The 20,545-nt window shown below is 63.6% G+C and carries 18 protein-coding genes; 10 read left to right on the top strand and 8 right to left on the bottom strand.

Features of this window, described 5'->3' with window-relative positions:
* Nucleotides 1-67: 67 nt before the first annotated feature.
* A complete protein-coding gene (locus SO156_RS32935; protein ID WP_498537669.1) occupies nt 68-1,309 on the bottom strand; it encodes an LLM class flavin-dependent oxidoreductase in 1,242 nt (413 codons plus the stop codon).
* Nucleotides 1,310-1,500: 191 nt separating this feature from the next.
* Between SO156_RS32935 and SO156_RS32930 the strand changes: the two genes are divergently transcribed.
* Both SO156_RS32930 and SO156_RS32925 read left to right on the top strand, forming a co-directional pair.
* Nucleotides 1,501-2,913, top strand: coding sequence for an MFS transporter (locus SO156_RS32930; RefSeq protein WP_498537668.1), 1,413 nt, complete (start codon nt 1,501-1,503; stop codon nt 2,911-2,913).
* 122 nt (nt 2,914-3,035) lie between these two features.
* Entirely contained in the window at nt 3,036-4,232 is a 1,197-nt protein-coding gene (locus SO156_RS32925) for an extracellular catalytic domain type 1 short-chain-length polyhydroxyalkanoate depolymerase (protein WP_498537667.1), read from the top strand.
* An 80-nt stretch (nt 4,233-4,312) separates the two neighbouring features.
* Here the strand turns inward: SO156_RS32925 and SO156_RS32920 are convergent, their stop codons facing one another.
* Nucleotides 4,313-4,615: a hypothetical protein gene (locus tag SO156_RS32920; RefSeq protein ID WP_458150754.1), complete on the bottom strand. Its 303-nt coding sequence runs from the start codon at nt 4,613-4,615 to the stop codon at nt 4,313-4,315.
* Between the two features lie 130 nt (nt 4,616-4,745).
* On the opposite strand from SO156_RS32920, the gene SO156_RS32915 reads away from it, so the two are divergent.
* Nucleotides 4,746-5,117 carry a winged helix-turn-helix transcriptional regulator gene (locus SO156_RS32915; protein WP_458150753.1) on the top strand — a complete coding sequence of 124 codons (372 nt, stop codon included), beginning with the start codon at nt 4,746-4,748 and terminating at the stop codon, nt 5,115-5,117.
* Nucleotides 5,118-5,128: 11 nt separating this feature from the next.
* Here SO156_RS32915 and SO156_RS32910 read toward each other — a convergent pair whose 3' ends face one another.
* Complete coding sequence (locus tag SO156_RS32910) at nt 5,129-5,803, bottom strand: MBL fold metallo-hydrolase (RefSeq protein WP_498537666.1); 675 nt, start codon at nt 5,801-5,803, stop codon at nt 5,129-5,131.
* A gap of 173 nt (nt 5,804-5,976) precedes the next feature.
* Here SO156_RS32910 and SO156_RS32905 point away from each other — a divergent pair, with 173 nt between their 5' ends.
* Nucleotides 5,977-7,578 carry an alpha-amylase family glycosyl hydrolase gene (locus tag SO156_RS32905; RefSeq protein WP_498537665.1) on the top strand — a complete coding sequence of 534 codons (1,602 nt, stop codon included), beginning with the start codon at nt 5,977-5,979 and terminating at the stop codon, nt 7,576-7,578.
* Nucleotides 7,579-7,587: 9 nt separating this feature from the next.
* On the opposite strand, the gene SO156_RS32900 is transcribed toward SO156_RS32905, so the two are convergent.
* Nucleotides 7,588-9,288, bottom strand: a complete 1,701-nt coding sequence (locus SO156_RS32900) for an alpha-amylase family protein (RefSeq protein WP_458150750.1) — start codon at nt 9,286-9,288, stop codon at nt 7,588-7,590.
* Nucleotides 9,289-9,477: 189 nt separating this feature from the next.
* Between SO156_RS32900 and SO156_RS32895 the strand changes: the two genes are divergently transcribed.
* Entirely contained in the window at nt 9,478-9,969 is a 492-nt protein-coding gene (locus SO156_RS32895; protein WP_498537664.1) for an MmcB family DNA repair protein, read from the top strand.
* 216 nt (nt 9,970-10,185) lie between these two features.
* On the opposite strand, the gene SO156_RS32890 is transcribed toward SO156_RS32895, so the two are convergent.
* Nucleotides 10,186-10,740 carry an ActR/PrrA/RegA family redox response regulator transcription factor gene (locus tag SO156_RS32890; protein ID WP_254101122.1) on the bottom strand — a complete coding sequence of 185 codons (555 nt, stop codon included), beginning with the start codon at nt 10,738-10,740 and terminating at the stop codon, nt 10,186-10,188.
* A gap of 104 nt (nt 10,741-10,844) precedes the next feature.
* Nucleotides 10,845-12,167 (bottom strand): ActS/PrrB/RegB family redox-sensitive histidine kinase, encoded by a 1,323-nt coding sequence (locus SO156_RS32885; RefSeq protein ID WP_458150769.1) that lies wholly within the window; start codon nt 12,165-12,167, stop codon nt 10,845-10,847.
* Between the two features lie 109 nt (nt 12,168-12,276).
* On the opposite strand from SO156_RS32885, the gene SO156_RS32880 reads away from it, so the two are divergent.
* The 4 genes from SO156_RS32880 to SO156_RS32865 all read left to right on the top strand — a co-directional run bounded on the left by SO156_RS32880 (nt 12,277) and on the right by SO156_RS32865 (nt 16,507).
* Nucleotides 12,277-13,083, top strand: coding sequence for an ABC transporter ATP-binding protein (locus tag SO156_RS32880; RefSeq protein WP_498537663.1), 807 nt, complete (start codon nt 12,277-12,279; stop codon nt 13,081-13,083).
* Nucleotides 13,084-13,192: 109 nt separating this feature from the next.
* Entirely contained in the window at nt 13,193-14,011 is an 819-nt protein-coding gene (locus SO156_RS32875; RefSeq protein WP_458150747.1) for an ABC transporter permease, read from the top strand.
* 121 nt (nt 14,012-14,132) lie between these two features.
* Nucleotides 14,133-15,461 (top strand): polyhydroxyalkanoate depolymerase, encoded by a 1,329-nt coding sequence (locus SO156_RS32870; protein ID WP_458150746.1) that lies wholly within the window; start codon nt 14,133-14,135, stop codon nt 15,459-15,461.
* Between the two features lie 206 nt (nt 15,462-15,667).
* A complete protein-coding gene (locus SO156_RS32865; protein ID WP_498537662.1) occupies nt 15,668-16,507 on the top strand; it encodes a M48 family metallopeptidase in 840 nt (279 codons plus the stop codon).
* Nucleotides 16,508-16,855: 348 nt separating this feature from the next.
* Here the strand turns inward: SO156_RS32865 and SO156_RS32860 are convergent, their stop codons facing one another.
* Nucleotides 16,856-19,054 (bottom strand): transglycosylase domain-containing protein, encoded by a 2,199-nt coding sequence (locus tag SO156_RS32860; protein WP_498537661.1) that lies wholly within the window; start codon nt 19,052-19,054, stop codon nt 16,856-16,858.
* A gap of 167 nt (nt 19,055-19,221) precedes the next feature.
* Between SO156_RS32860 and SO156_RS32855 the strand changes: the two genes are divergently transcribed.
* Nucleotides 19,222-19,647, top strand: a complete 426-nt coding sequence (locus SO156_RS32855) for a DUF1330 domain-containing protein (RefSeq protein WP_498537660.1) — start codon at nt 19,222-19,224, stop codon at nt 19,645-19,647.
* A 248-nt stretch (nt 19,648-19,895) separates the two neighbouring features.
* Here SO156_RS32855 and SO156_RS32850 read toward each other — a convergent pair.
* A partial coding sequence (locus tag SO156_RS32850; RefSeq protein WP_498537659.1) for an ABC transporter substrate-binding protein occupies nt 19,896-20,545 on the bottom strand: 650 nt, incomplete at its 5' end.

Genomic DNA, 20,545 nt, shown 5'->3' with positions numbered 1-20,545 from the left:
AGCATAGCACAAGCCCAGGCAAAAGGATGTGTCCTCGAGTCGGCGCGAACCGGCTTGCAGCGCGGACCTATCCCCGCTGCTTTGCCGCCTCCTTCTGCAGATCCGGCGCATTGACGGCGGGGATCGCGACGCGGCCGAGGCCGGTTTGCTTCAAGGCCTCGGCGGCCTTCTCGTTCTCCATGATCTTGGCCATCACCGCCTGTCCCGCGCGTTCGAAGATCGCGCGGTTCTCGATCACGAATTTTTGCGACTTGCGAAGCCCGTCGACATAGCCGTTGATCTCGGGCACCACGTAGCGCGCGACCATGTCCCAGCTCCGGCGCGTGGCTTCCGGATTGGCCCAGTCGTGCACGAATCCGATGACGGCGCCGACGCCGCCGGACACCTCCATCACGTTCTTGATGGTTTTGACGAGATCATCGGGCGTGCCGATGGTCGAGGCCGCGCCGTCGACGAAGGCCGTCTTGTCCACGGCCTCGTCGGGCGAGGAGAAGGCGGTCAGGCCCGGCCGTTGCAGCGTGCCGACATTATATTCATTGTGCCAGCGCATCAGCCCGGCGCCGGCCTCGCGGCGCGCCTGCTCGCGGGTTTCGGCGATGTGCCAGGTCAGCAGCACGCGCCAGTCCGCGCGATTGACCTTGGTGCCGTGCTTTTTCGCGGCATCCTCGGCGAATTCCCATTGCTGACGCAGCGACATTAATCCCTGCGTCGTCATCGAGCCTAGCGAGATGATGCCGATGCCGTATTTGCCGGCGAGCGTCATGCCGGAGGGCGAGATCTGCGAGGCCACGACGAACGGCATCTCCTCCTGGAGCGGCAGGAGCTGGAGCGCGGCGTCGTTCATGGTGAACCAGTCGCTCCTGGCGGTGACGCGCTCGCCGTTGAAGAGACGGCGGATGATCGCGATCGCCTCGTCCTGGCGGTCGCGCTGCGTCATCGGGTCGATGCCGAGCGTATGCGCGTCGGAGGCGAGCGCGCCGGGGCCGGAGCCGAAGATCGCACGTCCGCCGGTCATGTGGTCGAGCTGCACCATGCGCTGCGCGACGTTGAACGGATGGTGATAGGGCAGCGAGACGACGCCGGTGCCGAGCCCGATGCGCTTGGTGCGCTCGCCGGCCGCCGCCAAAAACATCTCCGGCGATGCAATCATCTCCCAGCCGGAGGAATGATGCTCGCCGCACCAGAACTCGTCATAGCCGAGCGCATCGAGCTGCTCGACGAAGTCGAGGTCGCGCCGGAACTGCAGCATCGGATGTTCCCCAATCGGGTGATGCGGGGCAAGGAAGGCTCCGAACTTCAGGCGCGCCATGGCGTTCTCTCCGGCTGAATTTTCTGTTTGTTAGGGCCGGAAGGCTACGTGCTCGCGCATGCGAAGGCAATCGCGCCGTCTCCCGCGCAGCGGAATGCAGCCATGTGCGAAATCCTACCTCCGAGGTAATCGCGGCGATGCATCCGGTCTGAGACCATGCCGGCGGAGAAGTTCGAAAGAGGCCCGCGCCAATGCATCAGATCGTCGCAAAGCAGCTGGATTCGGTCCGCCGCTGGTGGGTGCTGGCGATCGTTGTGGCCGCGCAGTTCACGTTCGGCGTCGACGCCTTCGTGGTCAACGTCGCGATCCCCACCATCGCGGTCGACCTGCATGCGACGCCGGCGCAAATCGAATCCGTGATTGCGATCTACCTGATCGCCTATGCGACGCTGGTGGTCACGGGCGGCCGGCTCGGCGACATCCATGGCACCAAGAACGTTTTCCTGGCCGGTGTCGCCGGCTTCACGCTGACCTCGCTGTGGTGTGGGCTTGCGCAATCCGCTTCCGAGCTGATCATCGCGCGGCTGGCGCAAGGTGCAACTGCGGCACTGATGGTGCCGCAGGTATTGGCGACGCTGCATCTTCTATTCACCGACGAGACGCGCAACCGCGCCTTTGGCATCTACGGCATCGTGCTCGGGCTCGCCGGTGCCGCCGGCTTTCTGCTCGGCGGCCTGCTCGTGACGGTCGACCTTGCGCATGCCGGCTGGCGCTCGGTGTTCTTCGTCAACGTGCCGCTCGGCCTCATCATCATAACGGCCGCGCTGCGCATCATGCCCCAGGTCGCGCGCCGCGCTGGCACGCGGCTCGATGTCGCCGGCAGCTTTGTTCTGTTCGCGGGCCTGTTGTGCCTGATCGGACCGCTGCTGTTCGGCCATGATGTCGGCTGGGCAGCGTGGCTCTGGGGCGTGATGGCCATCGGTGTCGCGATACTCGTGGCCTTCCTGCGCCTCGAGCATGCGGTGTCGCGGCGTGGCGGCATGCCGCTGATCGATCTCACGCTGTTGTCGGACGCTGCTTTCCTGCGCGGACTTGGCGCCGCGTTCTTTTTCTTTCTCGCCAATCTGTCCTTCTACCTGATCATGACGCTGTTCATGCAAAACGGCTTGAAGATCCCGCCGCTCGCGGCCGGCAGCGCTTTCATTCCGCTCGCGATCGCCTTCGTCGTGGCGTCACGCCACAGCGGCGTGCGGGCGCGGCATCGCGGCACCAAGGTGCTGATCGAGGGCTGCGCGCTTCAGATCGCGGGTCTCGCGGCGCTCGCGCTTCTTGCCTTCTCCGTCGATGCGCCGACGCCGGTCATGCTTGCGCTCACCATGATCATCTTCGGCTATGGCCAGGGCCTCGTGATGGCGCCGCTCTCGGGCGCGGTGCTCTCGACGGTGAAGCCTGTCGCGGCAGGCTCGGCATCCGGCATGTACGGCACAACCATACAGATCGGTAATGCAGCTGGTGTCGCCGCAATCGGTGCGCTCTATTTCGCGGTCGAATCAACGCAGTCATCACGTGCAGCATTCTTCGTTGCACTCGCCTCGTTTGCGACGTTAATCACTGTCTGCGTCGCATTTCTGACATGGATGCGTCGCGTACATGCTCGAAGTTGAGGCATTTCGGGGAATCCCCGTGGATTCCCGGGTGACTGAACGGCACACACACTTTTTATTTTGCGCCGCAGCAACTATCTGTTTTGGGGTGACGTTGGAAGTTGCCCCATCAGGAGCTGTCGGTGTCGTTAACCAGGAATATCGATCTCTTAAGACGTCTGCCAAAGCTGGACGGTCTGCGCTTTGCCGAAAACTTGCGCGGCGTGGGCCAGCACAGTCCGCTGACGGAGATCACCGGACTCGGCTCTAATCCCGGAAACCTGCGCATGTTCGCCTACGTGCCGGCGCAATTGCAGCAGGTCCGCGCGCTCGTCGTCGTGCTGCATGGTTGCGGCCAGTCCGCGGCTGGTTACGATCTCGGCGCGGGATGGTCGACGCTTGCAAAGCATTACGGCTTCGCGCTGCTGATGCCGGAGCAGCAGCTCGCCAACAACGCCAACACCTGTTTCAACTGGTTCAATCCGGAGGACACGACGCGCGAGCGCGGCGAGGCGTGCTCGATCCGCGAGATGATCGCGCATATGGCCACGACGCATGGCATCGATGCGCGGCGCATCTTCATCACCGGTCTCTCCGCCGGCGGCGGCATGACCTCGGTGATGCTTGCGACCTATCCGGAGGTTTTCGCAGCCGGCGCGGTCATTGCGGGGCTGCCTTACGGCGTGGCATCGAATCTGCGTCAGGCGCTCGACGGCATGTTTCATTCGCCCGAGCGTCCTGCGCGCGAGCTCGGCGACCTCGTGCGCAAGGCGTCCGATCATCGCGGCCCCTGGCCGAAGATTTCGGTCTGGCACGGCAGCGCCGACCGCACCGTCAATCCCGGCAATGCAGATGAGATCGTCAAGCAGTGGCTCGACCTGCATGATCTGCCGCTGACACCGATGGCGGAGACCGTCGTCGACGGCTACCCGCGCCAGGCCTGGTGGAATGCGGACGGCGAGACCATCGTCGAATCCTTCGCTATCACCGACATGGCGCACGGTACGCCGCTCGGCATCGCCGACAACGATCATCGCTACGGCATCGAGGGCGCCTTCCTGATCGAGGCCGGCATCTCCTCGTCGTACCACATCGCAAAATTCTTCGGCCTGACCGACTGGATCCGCAGCCCCGCGCCGGAGAAGAAGCCGACCGCGGTGGCGAAGCCGGCGCCGGCCCTGTCGCCCGCGCCGCATCTTGCGAGGTCGATCCGCGCCGCCGTCGCCGAGCCGCCAACGAATGCCAAGCTCAAGGCCAAGCCCAGCAAGAAGGCCAAGCGAGGCTTCGACATCAGCGCCGTCATCACCCGCGCGCTGACGGCCGCGGGCCTGATGAAGTAGCGGCAATTTCAACTCGTCGTCCCGGACAAGCGCAGATCCGGGACGACGCCTGAGTTCGTGGCGGCGCTACAGCGTCAATCCTACGCCGTCTGATCGATCAGCTCGATCGGCGTCACCGTCACCTCGCCGCCGGCGACCTTTCGCGTCATCTCGGTATAGTGCCTGAAGAAGTCGCGCGATTGCAGCGTCTTCTGTGCGGCATCGTCGGTGACGCTGGCAAGATGGAAATAGCTGTTGTCGTCGCGGTTCTTCATGCATCGATAGCCGATCCGTCCCTTCAGCTCCGGATCCGCGTCGATCGCCTTGATGAAGCGGCCGATCTCCTGGTGCCAGGCCTCCGTCGTGCCGTTCTTGAACTGGTACTTGATCATGAAGTGCTTCATGTGACGCTCCCTTCGTCATGTGCGTCATCATCTGCGCCTTGGGGGCAGTCCTGCAAGTATGGACAAAATTGATAGTATGGACTTTTTTGGGGTCCGTCCTATCCTCTTCCGAGCGCAGAGAGGTGACGAGATGGCGAAAGCGAGATCGGCCCTGCGGAGCTGCCCGGTCGCAGCCTTCCAGAAGATGATCGCAGGCAAGTACAAGCTCAGGATCGTCTGGGACCTGAAGGACGGGCCGCGCCGCTATGGCGAGATCAGGAGCGGCCTGCTTCGAGGTGCCGCTGGCAGCGCCGAGATCACCCCGCGCGTGCTCAGCCGCGAATTGAAGGCGCTCACCGAGAGCGGGCTGATCGATCGCCGGGATTTTGGCGTGGTGCCGCCGAAGGTCGAATACCGCCTCACCCGCAAGGGCAAGAGCTTCGTGCCCGTGATATCGGCGATCCGCGATTGGGGCGAGCGGCATTTGAACGAGCCGGCGGCGCTCGCAGACGCAGCCGAGTAGGGCAGTCTGAGCTACATCTCGCCGGTGATAAAGGGGTTGGTCATCCGCTCATGGCCGATGCGCGAGCCCGCGCCATGGCCGCAGATGAAGCCGACGTCGTCGCCGAGCGGCAAAAGCTTCGTCTTGATCGAGTTGATCAGCGTCGCGTGACTGCCGCCGGGCAGGTCGGTGCGGCCGACTGAACCTGCGAACAGGACGTCGCCGACATGGGCAAAGCGCAGCTCCTTGTTGAAGAAGACGACGCTGCCGGGCGAGTGGCCGGGGCAGTGCAGGATCTCGAAGGAGAGATCGCCGATCGAGACGGTGTCGCCTTCCTCCAGCCAGCGGTCCGGTGCGAAATTGCGCACGCCGGTCATGCCGAAGCGCGCGCCGCTCTCGACCACATTGTCGAGCAGGAACTTGTCGGCGATGTGCGGCCCTTCGATCGGCACTTTCAGGGCGTCACGCAGATCGGCGGCACCGCCGACGTGATCGATATGGCCGTGCGTCAGCCAGATCTTCTCCACGGTCACGCCGGTCTGGCTGATCGCGTCCAGGATCTTGGCAACGTCCCCGCCGGGATCGATCACCACAGCCTTCTTGCTGGGTTCGTCCCAGATGATGGTGCAGTTCTGCTCGAACAGCGTCACCGGAACGATGATTGCACCCGCTTTCGCCGCCTGGGATTGTTCAGTTTGCTCGGTCATGGCCTCACATTGCCGATTTTTGGCGGCCCGCCAAGCAAAAGATTCGTTTCCTAGGGATGCGGGAACAGGCGCTCGCGCGGTCACACGGCGGTCTCAAAGGCCTGCTGGTCTGAACTCCGGCGTTGCCAGCGCGTTGCTTGGCGCGAGGCAGATTTTGGAGCGGCGATTCCAGCATGGCTAAGGGCGACGAGTACTGGTGGCGCGACAGCATCTTCTATCAGATCTACCCGCGCTCCTTTCAGGACACCGATGGCGACGGGGTCGGCGATCTCGCCGGTATCCTCCGGCGCCTGGCTTACGTGAAATCGCTCGGCGTCGATGCCATCTGGCTGTCGCCGGTCTTCCGGTCGCCGATGGCCGATTTCGGCTACGATATCTCCGACTACACCGGCATCGATCCCCTGTTCGGCACCATGGAGGATTTCGATGCGCTGCTCGAGGCCACGCATGAGAACGGGTTGAAGCTGATCCTCGATCTCGTGCCGAACCACACCTCCGATCAGCATCCCTGGTTCATTGCGAGCCGCTCCTCGCGCGACAACCCCAAGCGCGACTGGTTCATCTGGCGCGATGGCGGACCCGATGGCGGGCCGCCGAACAACTGGCTGTCCGAGTTCGGCGGCAGCGCTTGGCAATATGACGAGGCGACCGGTCAATATTACTACCACGCATTCCTCGCCCAGCAGCCGGACCTCAACTGGCGCAACCCAGATGTCCGCGAGGCGATGTATGGCGTGATGCGGTTCTGGCTGGAGAAGGGCGTCGATGGATTTCGCGTCGACGTCATCTGGCACCTGATCAAGGACGCCGACTTCCGCGATAACCCGCCGAACCCGTACTATGTCGAGGGCCGGCCGCCGAATGAAAAAATCCTCACGCAATATTCGACCGACCAGCCCGAGGTGCATGACGTCATCGCCGAGATGCGGCGCGTCACGGATGCCTTTGGCGCGCGCGTCTTGATCGGCGAGATCTATCTGCCGCTGCATCGCCTGATGGCCTATTACGGCAACGATCTTACCGGCGCGCAGATGCCGTTCAACTTTGCGCTGCTCTCGACCTTCTGGAGCGCACGCTCGATCGAGAAGATCATCGAGGACTATGAGAAGGCGCTGCCGAAGGGCGCATGGCCGAACTGGGTACTCGGCAATCACGACCGGCCGCGCGTCGCGAGCCGCGTCGGGCCGGAGCAGGCGCGGGTCGCTGCCATGCTGCTGCTGACGCTGCGCGGTACGCCGACGCTGTATTACGGCGACGAGATCGGAATGAACCAGGTCGCGATCGCGCCCGAGGATGTCCGCGATCCCTTCGAAAAGAACGTGCCCGGCATCGGCGTCGGCCGCGACGGCTGCCGTACCCCGATGCAATGGGATTCCTCGAGTTTTGGCGGCTTCTCGGAGGTTCCGCCGTGGCTGCCGCTGCCGGAGATCTACGTTCATGAGAACGTGGTCAATCTCGAGGCCGGCAAATTCTCGATCCTCAATCTCTACAAGCGCCTGATCGCCTTGCGGAAGGCGCATCCGCCGCTGGTCGCGGGCGACTATCATCCGATCGCTGCGCAAGGCGACCTTTTGATCTATCGCCGGCAGGCCGGCGACCAAGCGCTGGTCGTCGTGCTCAATCTCGGCCCGGACCCCGTCGCCGTCACCACCAGCGCGGCTCCCTTCGGCAGCGAGATCCTGCTTTCGACCTTCCTCGACCGCGAGGGCGAAGAGCTCGAGGGCGTGCTCGACCTGCGCGGCAACGAAGGCATGGTGATCGTGCCGGGGCGATGACGGAGCGCGTTAGCGTCCACGCGCATTCTTCCGCATCGCCCTGGTGTCGATATCGCTGCGCTTCAAGAGATAATCGAGCCCACCGACGCGGTACCAGCGATAGCCGTAAGGCTCGAGCACGACGTGGTGTTGGCCGCGCTTGTCGGCGCGGCTGTGGTCTTCCGCCAGAAGATTGATCAGCAGCCCGCCATGGCCCTCGGGCAGCTTGGCCGAGAACGCGATCTCGCGTGGCTTCTCATCGAGATTGTGCACGAACAGCACCGAATTGTTGCGCCAATCATAGCGGATGATGAAGACGGCGGGGTCGTGCACGGCGATGACCTCGAAGTCGCCCCAGCCGACCTCCGGCACCTCCTTGCGCATGCGGATGATTCGCTCGGTCCAGTTCAACATCGAGTTCGGATCGCGCCGTTGCTTGGCGACGTTGACGTGCCCGAAGCCATACGGTCCCTTGTCGATGACCGGCAAGACGGGGCTGTTGCCGTCGGTGAAGCCGGCATGCGGCTCGGTCGACCATTGCATCGGCGTGCGCGCGCAGGAGCGTTCGGGCAGCGACAGGTCGTCGCCCATCGCGATCTCGTCGCCATAGCGGATCACCGGCGTCCCCGGCAGCGTGCACATCAGGCTGTAGGCAAGCTCGAGCCGGCGGCGGTCGCCGCCGAGCATCGGCGCAAGCCGCCGGCGGATGCCGCGATCGTAGAGCTGCATATCCTTGTCCGGCCCGAAGCATCTGAACACGGCGTCGCGCTGGGCCTTCGTCAGGCGTCCGAGATCGAGCTCGTCATGGTTGCGCAGAAACATGCCCCATTGCGCGGAGGCCGGCCGCGGCTTGGTCGCCTTCAGCGCCTTGGCGAGCGCGCGCGAGTCGCCCGAGGCCAGCGCATAGAACATGTGCTGGTTGACGTGGAAGTTGAACATCATGTGCATGCGGTCGCCGTCACCGCCGAAATACTCCATGTCTGTCCTGGGCAGCACATTGGCTTCCGCAAGGATGATCGCGTCGCCCTCGCGCCATTGCAGGAATTCGCGGAACGAGCGCAGCATGTCGTACTGCTCCGTCGGCGCCTTGACCTTCGCCCCCTTGGTGGCGATCACGAATGGCACGGCATCCATCCGGAAGCCGGAGACGCCGAGCTGGATCCAGAAGCCCATGATCTTCAGAAGCTCCGCCTGCACATGCGGGTTCGAGGTGTTGAGGTCGGGCTGGAAGTCGTAGAAGCGGTGGAAGTACCAGGCGCCTGCTTCCCTGTCGCGCGTCCAGGTCGATTTCTGCACGCCCGGAAACACGACGCCCTTGGTTGAGTTCGCAGGCTTTTTGTCGGACCACACATACCAGTCGCGATAACGCGAGTCCTTCGAGCTGCGCGCGTCCTTGAACCACGGATGCTGGTCCGAGGTGTGGTTGACGACGAGGTCGATGATGACGCGGATGCCGCGCTGCTTGCAGCCATGGGCGAACTCGACGAAGTCGCCGAGCGTGCCGTAGCGTGGGTCGACACCGTAATAGTCTGATATGTCGTAGCCATCATCGCGGCCGGGCGATGGCTGAAACGGCATCAGCCAGATCGCCGTGATGCCGAGGCCGTCCAGATAATCGAGCCGCCGCAACAGCCCCTTGAAATCGCCGACGCCGTCGCCGTTGGCATCCATGTAGGTGGCAACAGACAGGCAGTAGATGACGCCGTTCTTGTACCAGAGGTCGTCAATCATGTCGGGGCAGCCTCGTTGGTCCGCACGGCGATGAGTGGCTGCGTGATAAGTGCGGGTGGAAGGCAAGGTTCCCGCCTCACACTCGCCGTCGTCCCGGGCTCGCGCTGCGCGCGCCCCGGAATGACGAATGAAAAAATGGGCCTCCATCGTACAGTGTGCCCAGCAACTGGAATCGGCTAAACTCATCCCATGGACAACGCCGCCCGCCACATCGCTCTCATGCCGCCGCCTGACGGCCGCCAGTCCGAGACCGCGCTCGCGGTCGCGCGCGGCACGGCGCGGCTGTTGCGATCGCTTGGCTTCTGCTGCATCAGCGAACTGCCGCTGCCGTCGGGCCGTCGTGCCGATCTCGTCGCGCTGAACGAGCGCGGCGAGATCTGGATCGTCGAGATCAAGTCATCGGTCGAGGATCTGCGCAGCGACCAGAAGTGGCATGAATACCGCGCCCATTGCGACCGGCTGTTCTTCGCCTTCATGCAGGATCTGCCTTGCGAGATCTTTCCGCAAGACACCGGCCTGATCATCGCAGACGCCTATGGCGCGCATCTCCACTGCGAGGCGCCTGAACACAAGTTGCCGGCCCCGACGCGCAAGCAGATGACGGTGCGTTTTGCGATGGCCGCCGCGTTCAGGATCAACCGTCTGGTCGATCCGCAGGGCCATGCGGAGTTTTGGGAGTAGCGGCGACTTCGTAGGGTGGGCAAAGGCGCCTAGTGCCGTGCCCACCTCTTCTGCTTCAATGCTGGATGGTCCAAGAGTTTTGGGAGTAGCGGGCAGCGATTTGTAGTCTTGTAGGGTGGGCAAAGCGAAGCGTGCCCACCACTTAAACCGCCGAATATGAAGCAGAAGAGGTGGGCACGGCGCTCCGCGCCTTTACCCACCCTACGATATGCGGAGCTACCTTGGCGCGCGCTTGGCCAGAATGCGCTGCAAGGTGCGGCGATGCATGTTGAGGCGGCGCGCGGTTTCCGAGACGTTGCGGTTGCACATCTCGTAGATGCGCTGGATGTGCTCCCAGCGCACACGGTCGGCCGACATCGGGTTCGCCGGCAGCTCGGACTTTTCGGTGCCGGTCGACAGCAGGGCCGCTACGACATCGTCGGCGTCAGCGGGCTTGGAGAGATAATCGATCGCGCCCATCTTCACCGCGGTCACCGCAGTGGCGATGTTGCCATAGCCGGTGAGCACGATGGCGCGCGCGTCGGGGCGCTTCTTCTTCAGCGCCGAGACCACGTCGAGGCCGTTGCCGTCGCCGAGCCGCAAGTCGACCACCGCGAACGCTGGCGCGGCTTTGCCGATCTCAGCCAGTCCATCCGAGACGGTATCGCAGGAGGTCACTGTGAAGCCGCGCGTCTCCATGGCGCGCGACAGGCGTTCCAGAAACGGCTTGTCGTCCTCGACGATCAAGAGCGAGCGGTCGGCCTGTTCATTCAGTTCGGCGATGGCGTTCAAGGTTTTGTCCTCTCTCCAGCGCCCTGACATATGGCGTTGCAATCGGGCGCTGCCAAGGTCGCCGAAAGTCGATCGTACCTACAGTGCGACCCAACGTCGCGGCCCTATCCTATTGTTTCTTCGGCCGTCTCGGTACCCTCGAAACGCTCGCGCGGCCATACGATCTGTACCACGGCGCCATGCTCGGGAAACGTCCGATTGGTAAACGAGACTTTGGCGCCCGTGCGCTCCAGGAGCGTGCGTGCGATGAACACCCCGAGCCCCAGGCCGCGACGCTCGCCTCCGCTGTCGTCCTGCAAGCGCCGCCGCGACAGATAGGGTTCGCCGATCCGGTTCAAGATGTCGGGCGGAATGCCGGGACCATCGTCAGAGATCACGATCTCGATGTTGTCGATGTTCCACCAGGCGTTCACCTCGACGGTCGTGTGGGCGAAATCGACGGCATTTTCGACGATATTGCCGACGCCATAGAGGATCGCGGGATTGCGCGAGCCGACCGGTTCCACCGTGGCCGCCACCGCGATCCGCACCTTGATCGCGACACCGAAATCGCGGTGCGGTGCCACGACCTCCTCGATCAGCTCGGACAGCTTCATGCGGTCGAACGGCGCACCGGTAGAGGAGAGCTGGGTGATCTTGCTCAGGATGTCGCGGCAACGCTGCGTCTGCTCGCGCAGGGTTTTCAGATCGGCGGCGAAGCTGGCGTCCTTCACCGTCTTCTCCAGTTCGCGCGAGATCAGGAAGATGGTCGCCAGTGGCGTGCCGAGCTCATGCGCGGCGGCGGCCGCAAGTCCGTCGAGCTGGGTCAGATGCTGCTCGCGCGTCAGCACCAGCTCGGTTGCGGCGAGCGCGTCTGCGAGCTTGCGCGCCTCTTCCGTCACCTGGAAGGAGTAGAGGCTGGTGACGCCGATCGCGAGCACGATCGAAAGCCAGACGCCGACCAGATAGATCGGCGGCAGCACCAGGGGATCGTCGGTGTCCCAGGGCAGCGGCAGATGAAAGAAGACCAGGATCGAGGCGCAGGCGACCGCCAGCAGGCCGAGGCCGAAGGTGAGCCGGGCCGGCAGCGCGGTCGCGGAGATCAGGACCGGGGCCAGGAACAGGAATGAGAACGGGTTCTCCAAACCGCCGGTGAAGAACAGCAGGCCGGCCAGTTCCACGATGTTCAACGCCAGCAGCGCGGCCGCGTGGGCACCCTCCAGCCGCTGCATCGGATTGACCGCCATTTGCAGAGCGAGGTTGAGCGCCGCCGACAGCCCGATGATGGTGATACAGGGAATGATCGGGACGTTGAATTCCAGCCCCTGCGCCACGACGAAGATGGCGGCGAGCTGGCCCAGCACTGCGAGCCAGCGCAGCCGCAGGATCGTATCCAGGCGGATATGTCGCCGCGAATGGCGAAACTCGGAAGCGGCAATTTCAGTCATATCGGCCAATTGGGCACTGCCTTCTCGGGTCGCAAACGCGGGTGGCTCATACAATCCGTCTGGTTACAAGTCTTGCGCTGGCCGCCGCAATAGCAGAAGAACGCCCAGCATGACGGAGAATGACAAGGCTTCAAGCCGGCTGACTGTCGCGGAGCGCACCCCGTCGGCGGCGATCGAGGTCGACCATCTCGTCAAGGTCTACAAGCAGACCCGCGCGGTCGACGACATTTCCTTTACGCTTCCGCGCGGCAGCATTACGGGTCTGCTCGGCGGCAACGGCGCCGGCAAGACCACGACAATCGCGATGATCATGGGCCTCGTGCTGCCGACCTCCGGCCGCGTGCGGGTGCTCGGGCATCGGATGCCCGAGGAGAGCGCCGATGTGCTCGGCCGGATGAATTTCGAAAGCCCCTATGTCGACATGCCGATGCGGCTCACGGTGCGGCAGAATCTGACGATTTTCGGCAAGCTCTATGCGGTGAAGGATCTGTCCGGTCGCATCGCGCAGCTTGCCGACGATCTCGATCTCAACGAATTCCTCGACCGGGCCAACGGCAAGCTCTCGGCCGGGCAGAAGACCCGCGTTGCGCTTGCGAAGGCGCTGATCAACGAGCCCGAGCTGCTGCTGCTGGACGAGCCGACGGCCTCGCTCGACCCTGACACCGCCGACTGGGTGCGGGCGCATCTCGAGGCCTACCGGAAAGCGCGCAATGCGACCATCCTGCTCGCCTCGCACAACATGCTCGAGGTCGAGCGGCTCTGCGACCGTGTCATCATCATGAAGCGCGGCCGCATCGAGGACGACGACACGCCCGACGCCATCATGGCTCGCTACAACCGTGCCACGCTGGAAGAGGTGTTTCTGGACGTCGCGCGCGGCCGCAGCAACGGAGCGGCGCGGGAGGCGGCGCGATGAGCGAGCCCCTATGCTTCAGCCGTAGCCCGGGTGAGCGCAGCGATACCCGGGAACGCCGCAAGCAAAGTCCCGGATATCGCTTCGCTCATCCGGGCTACGGATCGCAGCAATGAGGGAATTTGCGCTCCATCGCGGCCTGGCGATGCATCGCATCAATGCGATGATCCTGCGCTACTGGTACCTGTTGATGTCGTCCTGGCCGCGGCTTCTGGAGCTGCTCTACTGGCCGGCGCTGCAGGTCATCACCTGGGGCTTCATCCAGCTCTATATCGCGCAAAACGCCAATTTCTTCGCGCGGGCCGGAGGCACGCTGATCGGCGCCGTCATTCTCTGGGACATCCTGTTCCGGGGCCAGCTCGGCTTCTCGATCTCGTTCCTGGAAGAGATGTGGGCGCGCAACCTCGGCAATCTCATGATGAGCCCGCTCAAGCCGATCGAGTTCCTGCTCGCGCTCATGGTCATGAGCCTGATCCGGCTCGCGATCGGCGTCATCCCGATGACGCTGCTTGCGCTGTTTCTGTTTCACTTCAACGTCTACAGCCTCGGCCTGCCGCTGATCGCGTTCTTCTGCAATCTGATCTTCACGAGCTGGTCTGTCGGCATCTTCGTCTCCGGCCTGGTGTTGCGGAACGGGCTTGGAGCCGAAAGCATCGTCTGGACGCTGATGTTCGCGATCATGCCGCTCGCCTGCATCTACTATCCCGTGAGCGTGCTGCCGCCCTGGCTGCAAGTCGTCGCCTGGACGCTGCCGCCGACCTACGTGTTCGAGGGAATGCGGGCGCTGCTGATCGAGCACAGTTTCCGCGCCGACCTGATGCTCGATGCGCTTGCCATCAATGCCGGCCTCCTGGCTGCATCTTTCGGGGCATTCCTTGCCCTTTTGCGCAGCGCCAAGAAGCACGGCTCGCTGCTGTCCAGCGGCGAGTAGATTCACTTTCCCGTGGATTCAGGCTCGTTTTTGCTACTCAGAGCCCGTACATGTACGGAACCATGCATTGACGCAATATTACGCATTCGGCAGTATGCTGCGATGCGAGAGGATATACGATATGCCTATTGGTGAGTTTGGCGGCGCACCGCCCCTGGTGGCCGAAGGCAGTCCGGTTCTGACGACGCCGATGTACTGGATGTACGAGATGGCGCAGGCCTCTCTCAATCCGGCGCGCGCGGTCACCGACGCCACCAAGATCTTGTTTCAGAATCCCCTGAATCCGTGGTCGCACACCGACCTGGGCAAGTCGCTGGCCGCGGCCTGCGAATTATTCGAGCGCACGACGCGCCGCTACGGCAAGCCGGAATGGGGCATCGACGACACCGAGGTCAACGGCATCCGCGTTCCCGTCGAGGTCCGGCCAGTCTGGGAAAAGCCGTTTTGCCGGCTGCTTTATTTCGACCGCAAGTTTACCCGTCCGCTGCGCAGCCCGCAGCCGCGCGTGCTGATCGTGGCGCCGATGTCCGGCCACTACGCAACGCTGCTTCGAGGCACAGTCGAGGCCCTGCTGCCCGCGCATGAGGTCTACATCACCGATTGGGCCGACGCTCGCATGGTCCCATTGAGCGAAGGCCGCTTCGATCTCGACGACTACATCGACTACGTCATTGAGATGCTGCATGTGCTCGGCGGCAACACCCACGTGATGGCGGTGTGCCAGCCCTCCGTGCCTGTCGTCGCCGCCGTCTCTATCATGGAAGCGCGGCGCGACCCGTTCGTGCCGACCTCGATGACGCTGATGGGCGGCCCGATCGACACCCGCCGCAATCCGACGGCGGTGAACAAGGTTGCCGAGGAACGCGGCATCGACTGGTTCCGCAATCACGTCATCACCAAGGTGCCGTTCCCGCATCCGGGCATGATGCGCGACGTCTATCCGGGCTTCTTGCAGCTCAACGGCTTCATCAGCATGAATCTCGACCGGCACATGGATGCGCACAAGCAGCTGTTTGCCAATCTGGTGAAGGGCGACGGCGATCTCGTCGACAAGCACCGCGACTTCTACGACGAATATCTCGCGGTGATGGACCTGACCGCGGAGTATTACCTGCAGACGGTCGACACCGTGTTCGTCAAGCACGCGCTGCCGAAGGGGGAGATGACCCACCGCGGCATACGGGTTGATCCCACCAAGATCACGCGCGTCGCGTTGATGACGGTGGAAGGCGAGAACGACGACATCTCGGGTCTCGGTCAGACCGAAGCGACACATGGTTTGTGCAGCTCGATCCCCGAAAATCGCCGCGTGCATTACGTGCAGAAGGGCGTTGGACATTACGGCGTGTTCAATGGCTCGCGCTTCAAGTCGGAAATCGTTCCGCGTATCCACGATTTCATGATTTCGGCGGCGAATCCGAAGGCTTCACTGGCGCTGGCGGCCGAATAGGCCGCTTTTTCGGGTTTCCCGCGTCTGCCAGGGCCTTCCGACGGGCCCGGGTTCCCGCCAGATTCGCGGTATTTAGGTAGTTTTCTAGGAGTGAGTGCGGCCTCAGATTTTGGGGCCCCAGCATGCGTCCGGCGGGGGCGAAAAAATCGGGTTCCAACCCCAGTCTGTAGGGCCTCCCGGGCTGCCAACCCCTGTATATTGGGCAAATGATTTGTTTTTGCGCCGAGCGCTTTCCGTGGCGGCGGTTATGGCAGAATCCGGGCGATCTCCTGCTCCCCGGACTGACAGACATGGCCACTCGCGCGCTCCTTTATCGGCGGCCCCACGAACCCAAGACCTTTGTGATCCACCACGGGTCGCAATTCTTCGCGATAAGGCTGCGCCGGCACCGTCGCGCGCGGCGCTATACGCTTCGAATTCATCCGAGCGATCGCGAGGCGATCCTCACCATGCCGCCGCGTGGCACGCTCGCGGAGGCAAAAGACTTCGCGCAGCGTCACGGCCCATGGATTGCCGCGCGCCTTGGCCGCTTGCCGAAGGCCGCGCCGTTCCAGGCGGGCACCGCGATACCGCTTCGGGGCTTGCCGCACCGGATCGTGCATCGCGCCGGCGTGCGCGGCACGGTGTGGACCGAGACGCGCGATAGCGGCGAGCGCATCATCTGCGTTGCAGGCGGCGTCGATCACGTCGATCGCCGTGTTCATGACTTCCTCAAGCGCGAGGCGCGCCACGATTTGCAGCGGGCGGCGGAAGCCTATGCCGCCGAGCTCGGCGTTCGCGTCAGGCGACTGTCGATCCGCGATCAATCGAGCCGCTGGGGCTCCTGCACCTCTGCCGGCTCGCTGTCGTTCTCGTGGCGCCTGATCCTCGCGCCGCCTTACGTGCTGGACTATCTTGCAGCCCACGAGGTCGCCCATCTCGTCGAGATGAACCACTCGCCGCGGTTCTGGCGCGTGTGCGCAAAGATCTGCCCGTCGGTGGAGCGCGCCAAAAAGTGGCTCGACACGCACGGCAACGATCTGCATCGGTACGGGATCGAGGATTAAGTCTCTCGCTACCAGCCACATTGTAAGCCGTCTGCTGTATTCGAAGCTGTCATCGCCCGCGAAAGCGGGCGATCCAGTATCCCAGAGGCCGGGACGTAATACGGAGAAGCTGCGGCGTACTGGATTCCCCGCTTTCGCGGGGAATGACAGCGGAGAATGAGGCGGCATCAGCGTGTTTCGCGCGATTCCCGCCCCACGCCGCGCTGATTGCGCCGTGCTCTTGATTTGCCCCGCTGTATCAGTGGTTTCGTACAATCCACCGCACGTCATGCCGGAAATCGCCGGCTACTTTGCATGGGGTTGTTTTCGACGTTCTTGTTGGAGGAGTCTCAGGTCGCGATCCCGCCGCTACCTGTTCCCGCCAAACAACCGGTCCATCAGCCAGCCGTCGAGCCCCGCGGCCGGCTCCGGTCGGACATTGGCGCGCGTCGGGGGCGGGCGAGTGCTGCCGTTGTTGACGGGAGCGGGTGGCGTCGGCGCGGAGACCTGCGAGGCTGCCTGCGCGAGGTTCGACAGGCCCCAGCCGACTTGCGAATTCGGTAAGGCTACGACCGGCACGCCTTCGTGCGCGGTGCGCATGAAGCGGGACCAGACCTCCACCGGCAGGCCGCCGCCGGTCGCCTTCTTGGTCGGCGAGTTGTCGTCATTGCCGAGCCAGACGCCGGTGACGAGGTTGGCGGTGTAGCCGATGAACCAGGCGTCGCGGTAATCCTGGCTGGTGCCGGTCTTGCCGGCGGCCATCCAGCCCGGGATCTCCGCCTTCTTGGCGGTGCCGGAGATCAGCGTTTCGCGCATCATCGTGTTCATCATCGCCACATAGCGCGGCTCGATCACCTGGTTGCGCTCGTCGGGCTGGCGCATGTAGAGCAGCTTGCCGCCTTCTATCGTCTTGATCTTCGTCACCACATGCGGCGACAGCGCGAGGCCGCCATTGGCGAACGGCGCATAGGCGCCGACCAGCTCGACGACCGAGACTTCGGAGGTACCGAGCGCGATTGAGGCGTTGGGCTCGAGCTTCGAGGAGATGCCGAGCCGGTGCGCGGTGCGTACCACGTTCTTCGGCCCGACTTCGAGGCCGAGGCGGATTGCGACGGTGTTGAGCGACATCGCGAGCGCCTGCGTCAGCGTCACCGCGCCGAAATACTCATGTGTGTAGTTCTCGGGCTTCCAGCCCTTGACCTCGATCGGCGCGTCCTGGCGAATGGTGTCGGGCGTCAGCCCCTGCTCGAGCGCGGTCAGATAGACGAACGGCTTGAACGAGGAGCCTGGCTGGCGTTTGGCGGTTACCGCGCGGTTGTACTGGCTCTCCGAATAGTTCCGCCCGCCGACCAAGGCGCGCACGGCGCCGTCCGGCGTCATCGCCACCAGCGCGCCCTGGCTGACGTTGAACTTCACGCTTTTCGCCGCGAGTTCGTCGATGATGGCGGCCTCCGCCACGCTCTGGAGCTTTGGATCGATCGTGGTCTCGACCGTGATGCTCTGGTCGATCTGGCCGACGAGATCATCCAGCACTTCGCCGATCCAGTCGGCGACGTAGTTAACGGTACCGGCGCCGGCGGGCTTCACGTTGTAGGAGGGATGGCCGATCGAGGCCTGCGCCTGGGCTTCGGTGATGAATTTGGCGTCCGCCATCGCGGCGAGCACGACCTGCGCGCGCTGCTCGGCGCCTTCGGGATTGCGGTTGGGTGCAAGGCGCGAGGGCGATTTGACGAGGCCCGCCAGCATCGCGGCCTCCGCGATGCTCACGTTCCTGGCCGACTTGCCGAAATATTTTTGCGCGGCAGCTTCCACGCCATAGGCGCCGGAGCCGAAATAGACGCGGTTGAGGTAGAGTTCCAGAATCTCGTTCTTGGAGTGCTTGCGCTCCAGCCAGATCGCAAGCTCGGCCTCCTGCAGCTTGCGCTGCATGGTGCGCTCCTGCGTCAGGAACAGGTTCTTGGCGAGTTGCTGCGTCAGCGTCGAGCCGCCCTGCGAGACACCGCGATGGAGAACGTTGGTGACCAGAGCGCGCAGGATGCCGACCGGGTCGATGCCGAAATGCGAATAGAAGCGGCGGTCCTCGATGGCGATGAAGGCCTTCGGCAAATACGGCGGCAGATCCTTCAGCGCCACATTGGCGCCGGCCATCTCGCCGCGTTGCGCCAGCACGCTGCCGTCCATGCCGACGATCTGGATCGTCGGCGGGCGCTTGGGAATTTCCAGCGATTGAATCGGCGGCAAATGGGCGCCGACCCAGATCACGACGCCGATCACGGCGATCACGCCCCACAGGCCGAGCACCGCGCCCCAATAGAACAGACGGCCAATGCCAAAGCTGGACTTCGACTTCGACCTTCGCTTTGCGCCGCTGCGGCTCACGGGCGCTTTCCTTTCCCGCGGCGGCTCGTCATCGGCGTCGTCGCTTTTTTGCTTGGCCTTGACCTTCTTCGGCTTGTCGTCGGCGGCATTGGGGATTCGATCGGCCGCGGTCAGGCGCAAATCGGCCAACGCTGCGGGCAAGCCAAACAGCGGCTCCTTGCGCCCGCCTTTTTTCTTTGCCCACGCCATCCACAAAACGCCCGGTCAGCCCACCCCACCACACGCTAACCGTGGCTGTTTAAGGCCCGGTTACGCAAAGCTTAACGCGCGATTAGGAGGTGCGGCGGGCGCGTGCTGGTGGTTCCGCGAGGGAAGCGGCAAAGCTAGGATCGAGACATCAACGAAAGGGAACGCTCATGGGCCATATCGATCCGACCAAGGAGATTTTCGCGCAATTCCGGGAGAACGACCGCCCGGGCCCGATCCACATGCTCAACCTGGTCCGCCTGCGCAAGGAGGCGGCTTATCCGGACGGCCGGAAAATGTCTGGCGCCGAGGCCTATGCGGCCTATGGTCGCGACAGCGGCCCGGTGTTCACGCGCCTCGGCGGCCGCATCGTCTGGCAGGGCAAGTTCGAGGTCATGCTGATCGGCCCCGAGGCCGAACGCTGGGATCATTGCTTCATCGCCGAATATCCAAGCGTTGCCGCCTTCGTCGAGATGATCCGCGACCCCGTCTATCGCGAAGCGGTGAAACACCGGCAAGCGGCCGTCGAGGACTCACGGTTGATCCGGCATGCGGTGCTGCCGGTGGGAAAGAATTTTGGCGAGGTGCCGGAGTAGGCGAGGGGACTGTTCGACGTCGGAATGAAGTCAGTCCTCAATCTCCGCTGCGTTCCCTCCCCCTTGCGGGGGAGGGCTAGGGAGGGGGGCAGCCCCAGGCCAGATCAGCGCTTTGAATCCGAACTGCCAGCAACAAAGCGGAGAGGGAGTTTCACGCAACGGATAGACCGCCCGTGTGGCATCCCCCTCGCCAACCCTCCCCCCCAAAGGGGGAGGGAGCGAGAGCGCGTACGCTCTAGCCTAACGGACTAACCCGCCGGGCCTGCATCCTCCAGGATCGGGCCGAACAGTTCCCAACGCTCGCCGTTGAACTTCATCATCTGAAGCTGCTTGTTGACGCGATAGTCGGTCGGAGACGTGTTGGCGACAATGCCTGGCAGCGCCAGGTCGAGCTTGACGTCCTTCAGGCTGGTCGCCTGCTTCATGACGTTCTCACGCGTCAGGTCGTCGCCGCACTTCTGCAGCACGTAGACCATCAATTGAGACGTCGAGTAGCCATAGGCGTTGAAGAGCGAGTCCTTGTCGCCTTCGGGATAGTACTTTGCCATGAACTCGAAATACTTCTTCATGCCTGGATCGTCCTTCCAGGTCGGATCGAGCGGATCCTTGCCGTAATTCACGCTGATCACGCCCTTGGAAGCTTCGAGCCCCGCCGGCTTCATCACCGCGCCGACCGATACGGAGTTGATGTCGAGGATGTGAACCGGATGCCAGTCGAGCTCGGCGATCTTCTTGATCGCCTGTGCCGCCTGCTTCGGCGTCGTCGCACTGAAGAAGAGATCCGCGCCCGCGTCCTTGATCTTGAGGATCTGCGAATCGATGGTCGGATCCGAGACTTCGTAAGACGCTTCCGCCACGATCATCTTTGTGGCCTTGTCGCCGAGGCCGGCCTTGATGC

This window comes from Bradyrhizobium sp. UFLA05-125, from assembly GCF_059803515.1.
Note: the sequence above shows the minus strand (reverse complement) of the source record. Positions and strands in the feature narration are given on the sequence as shown.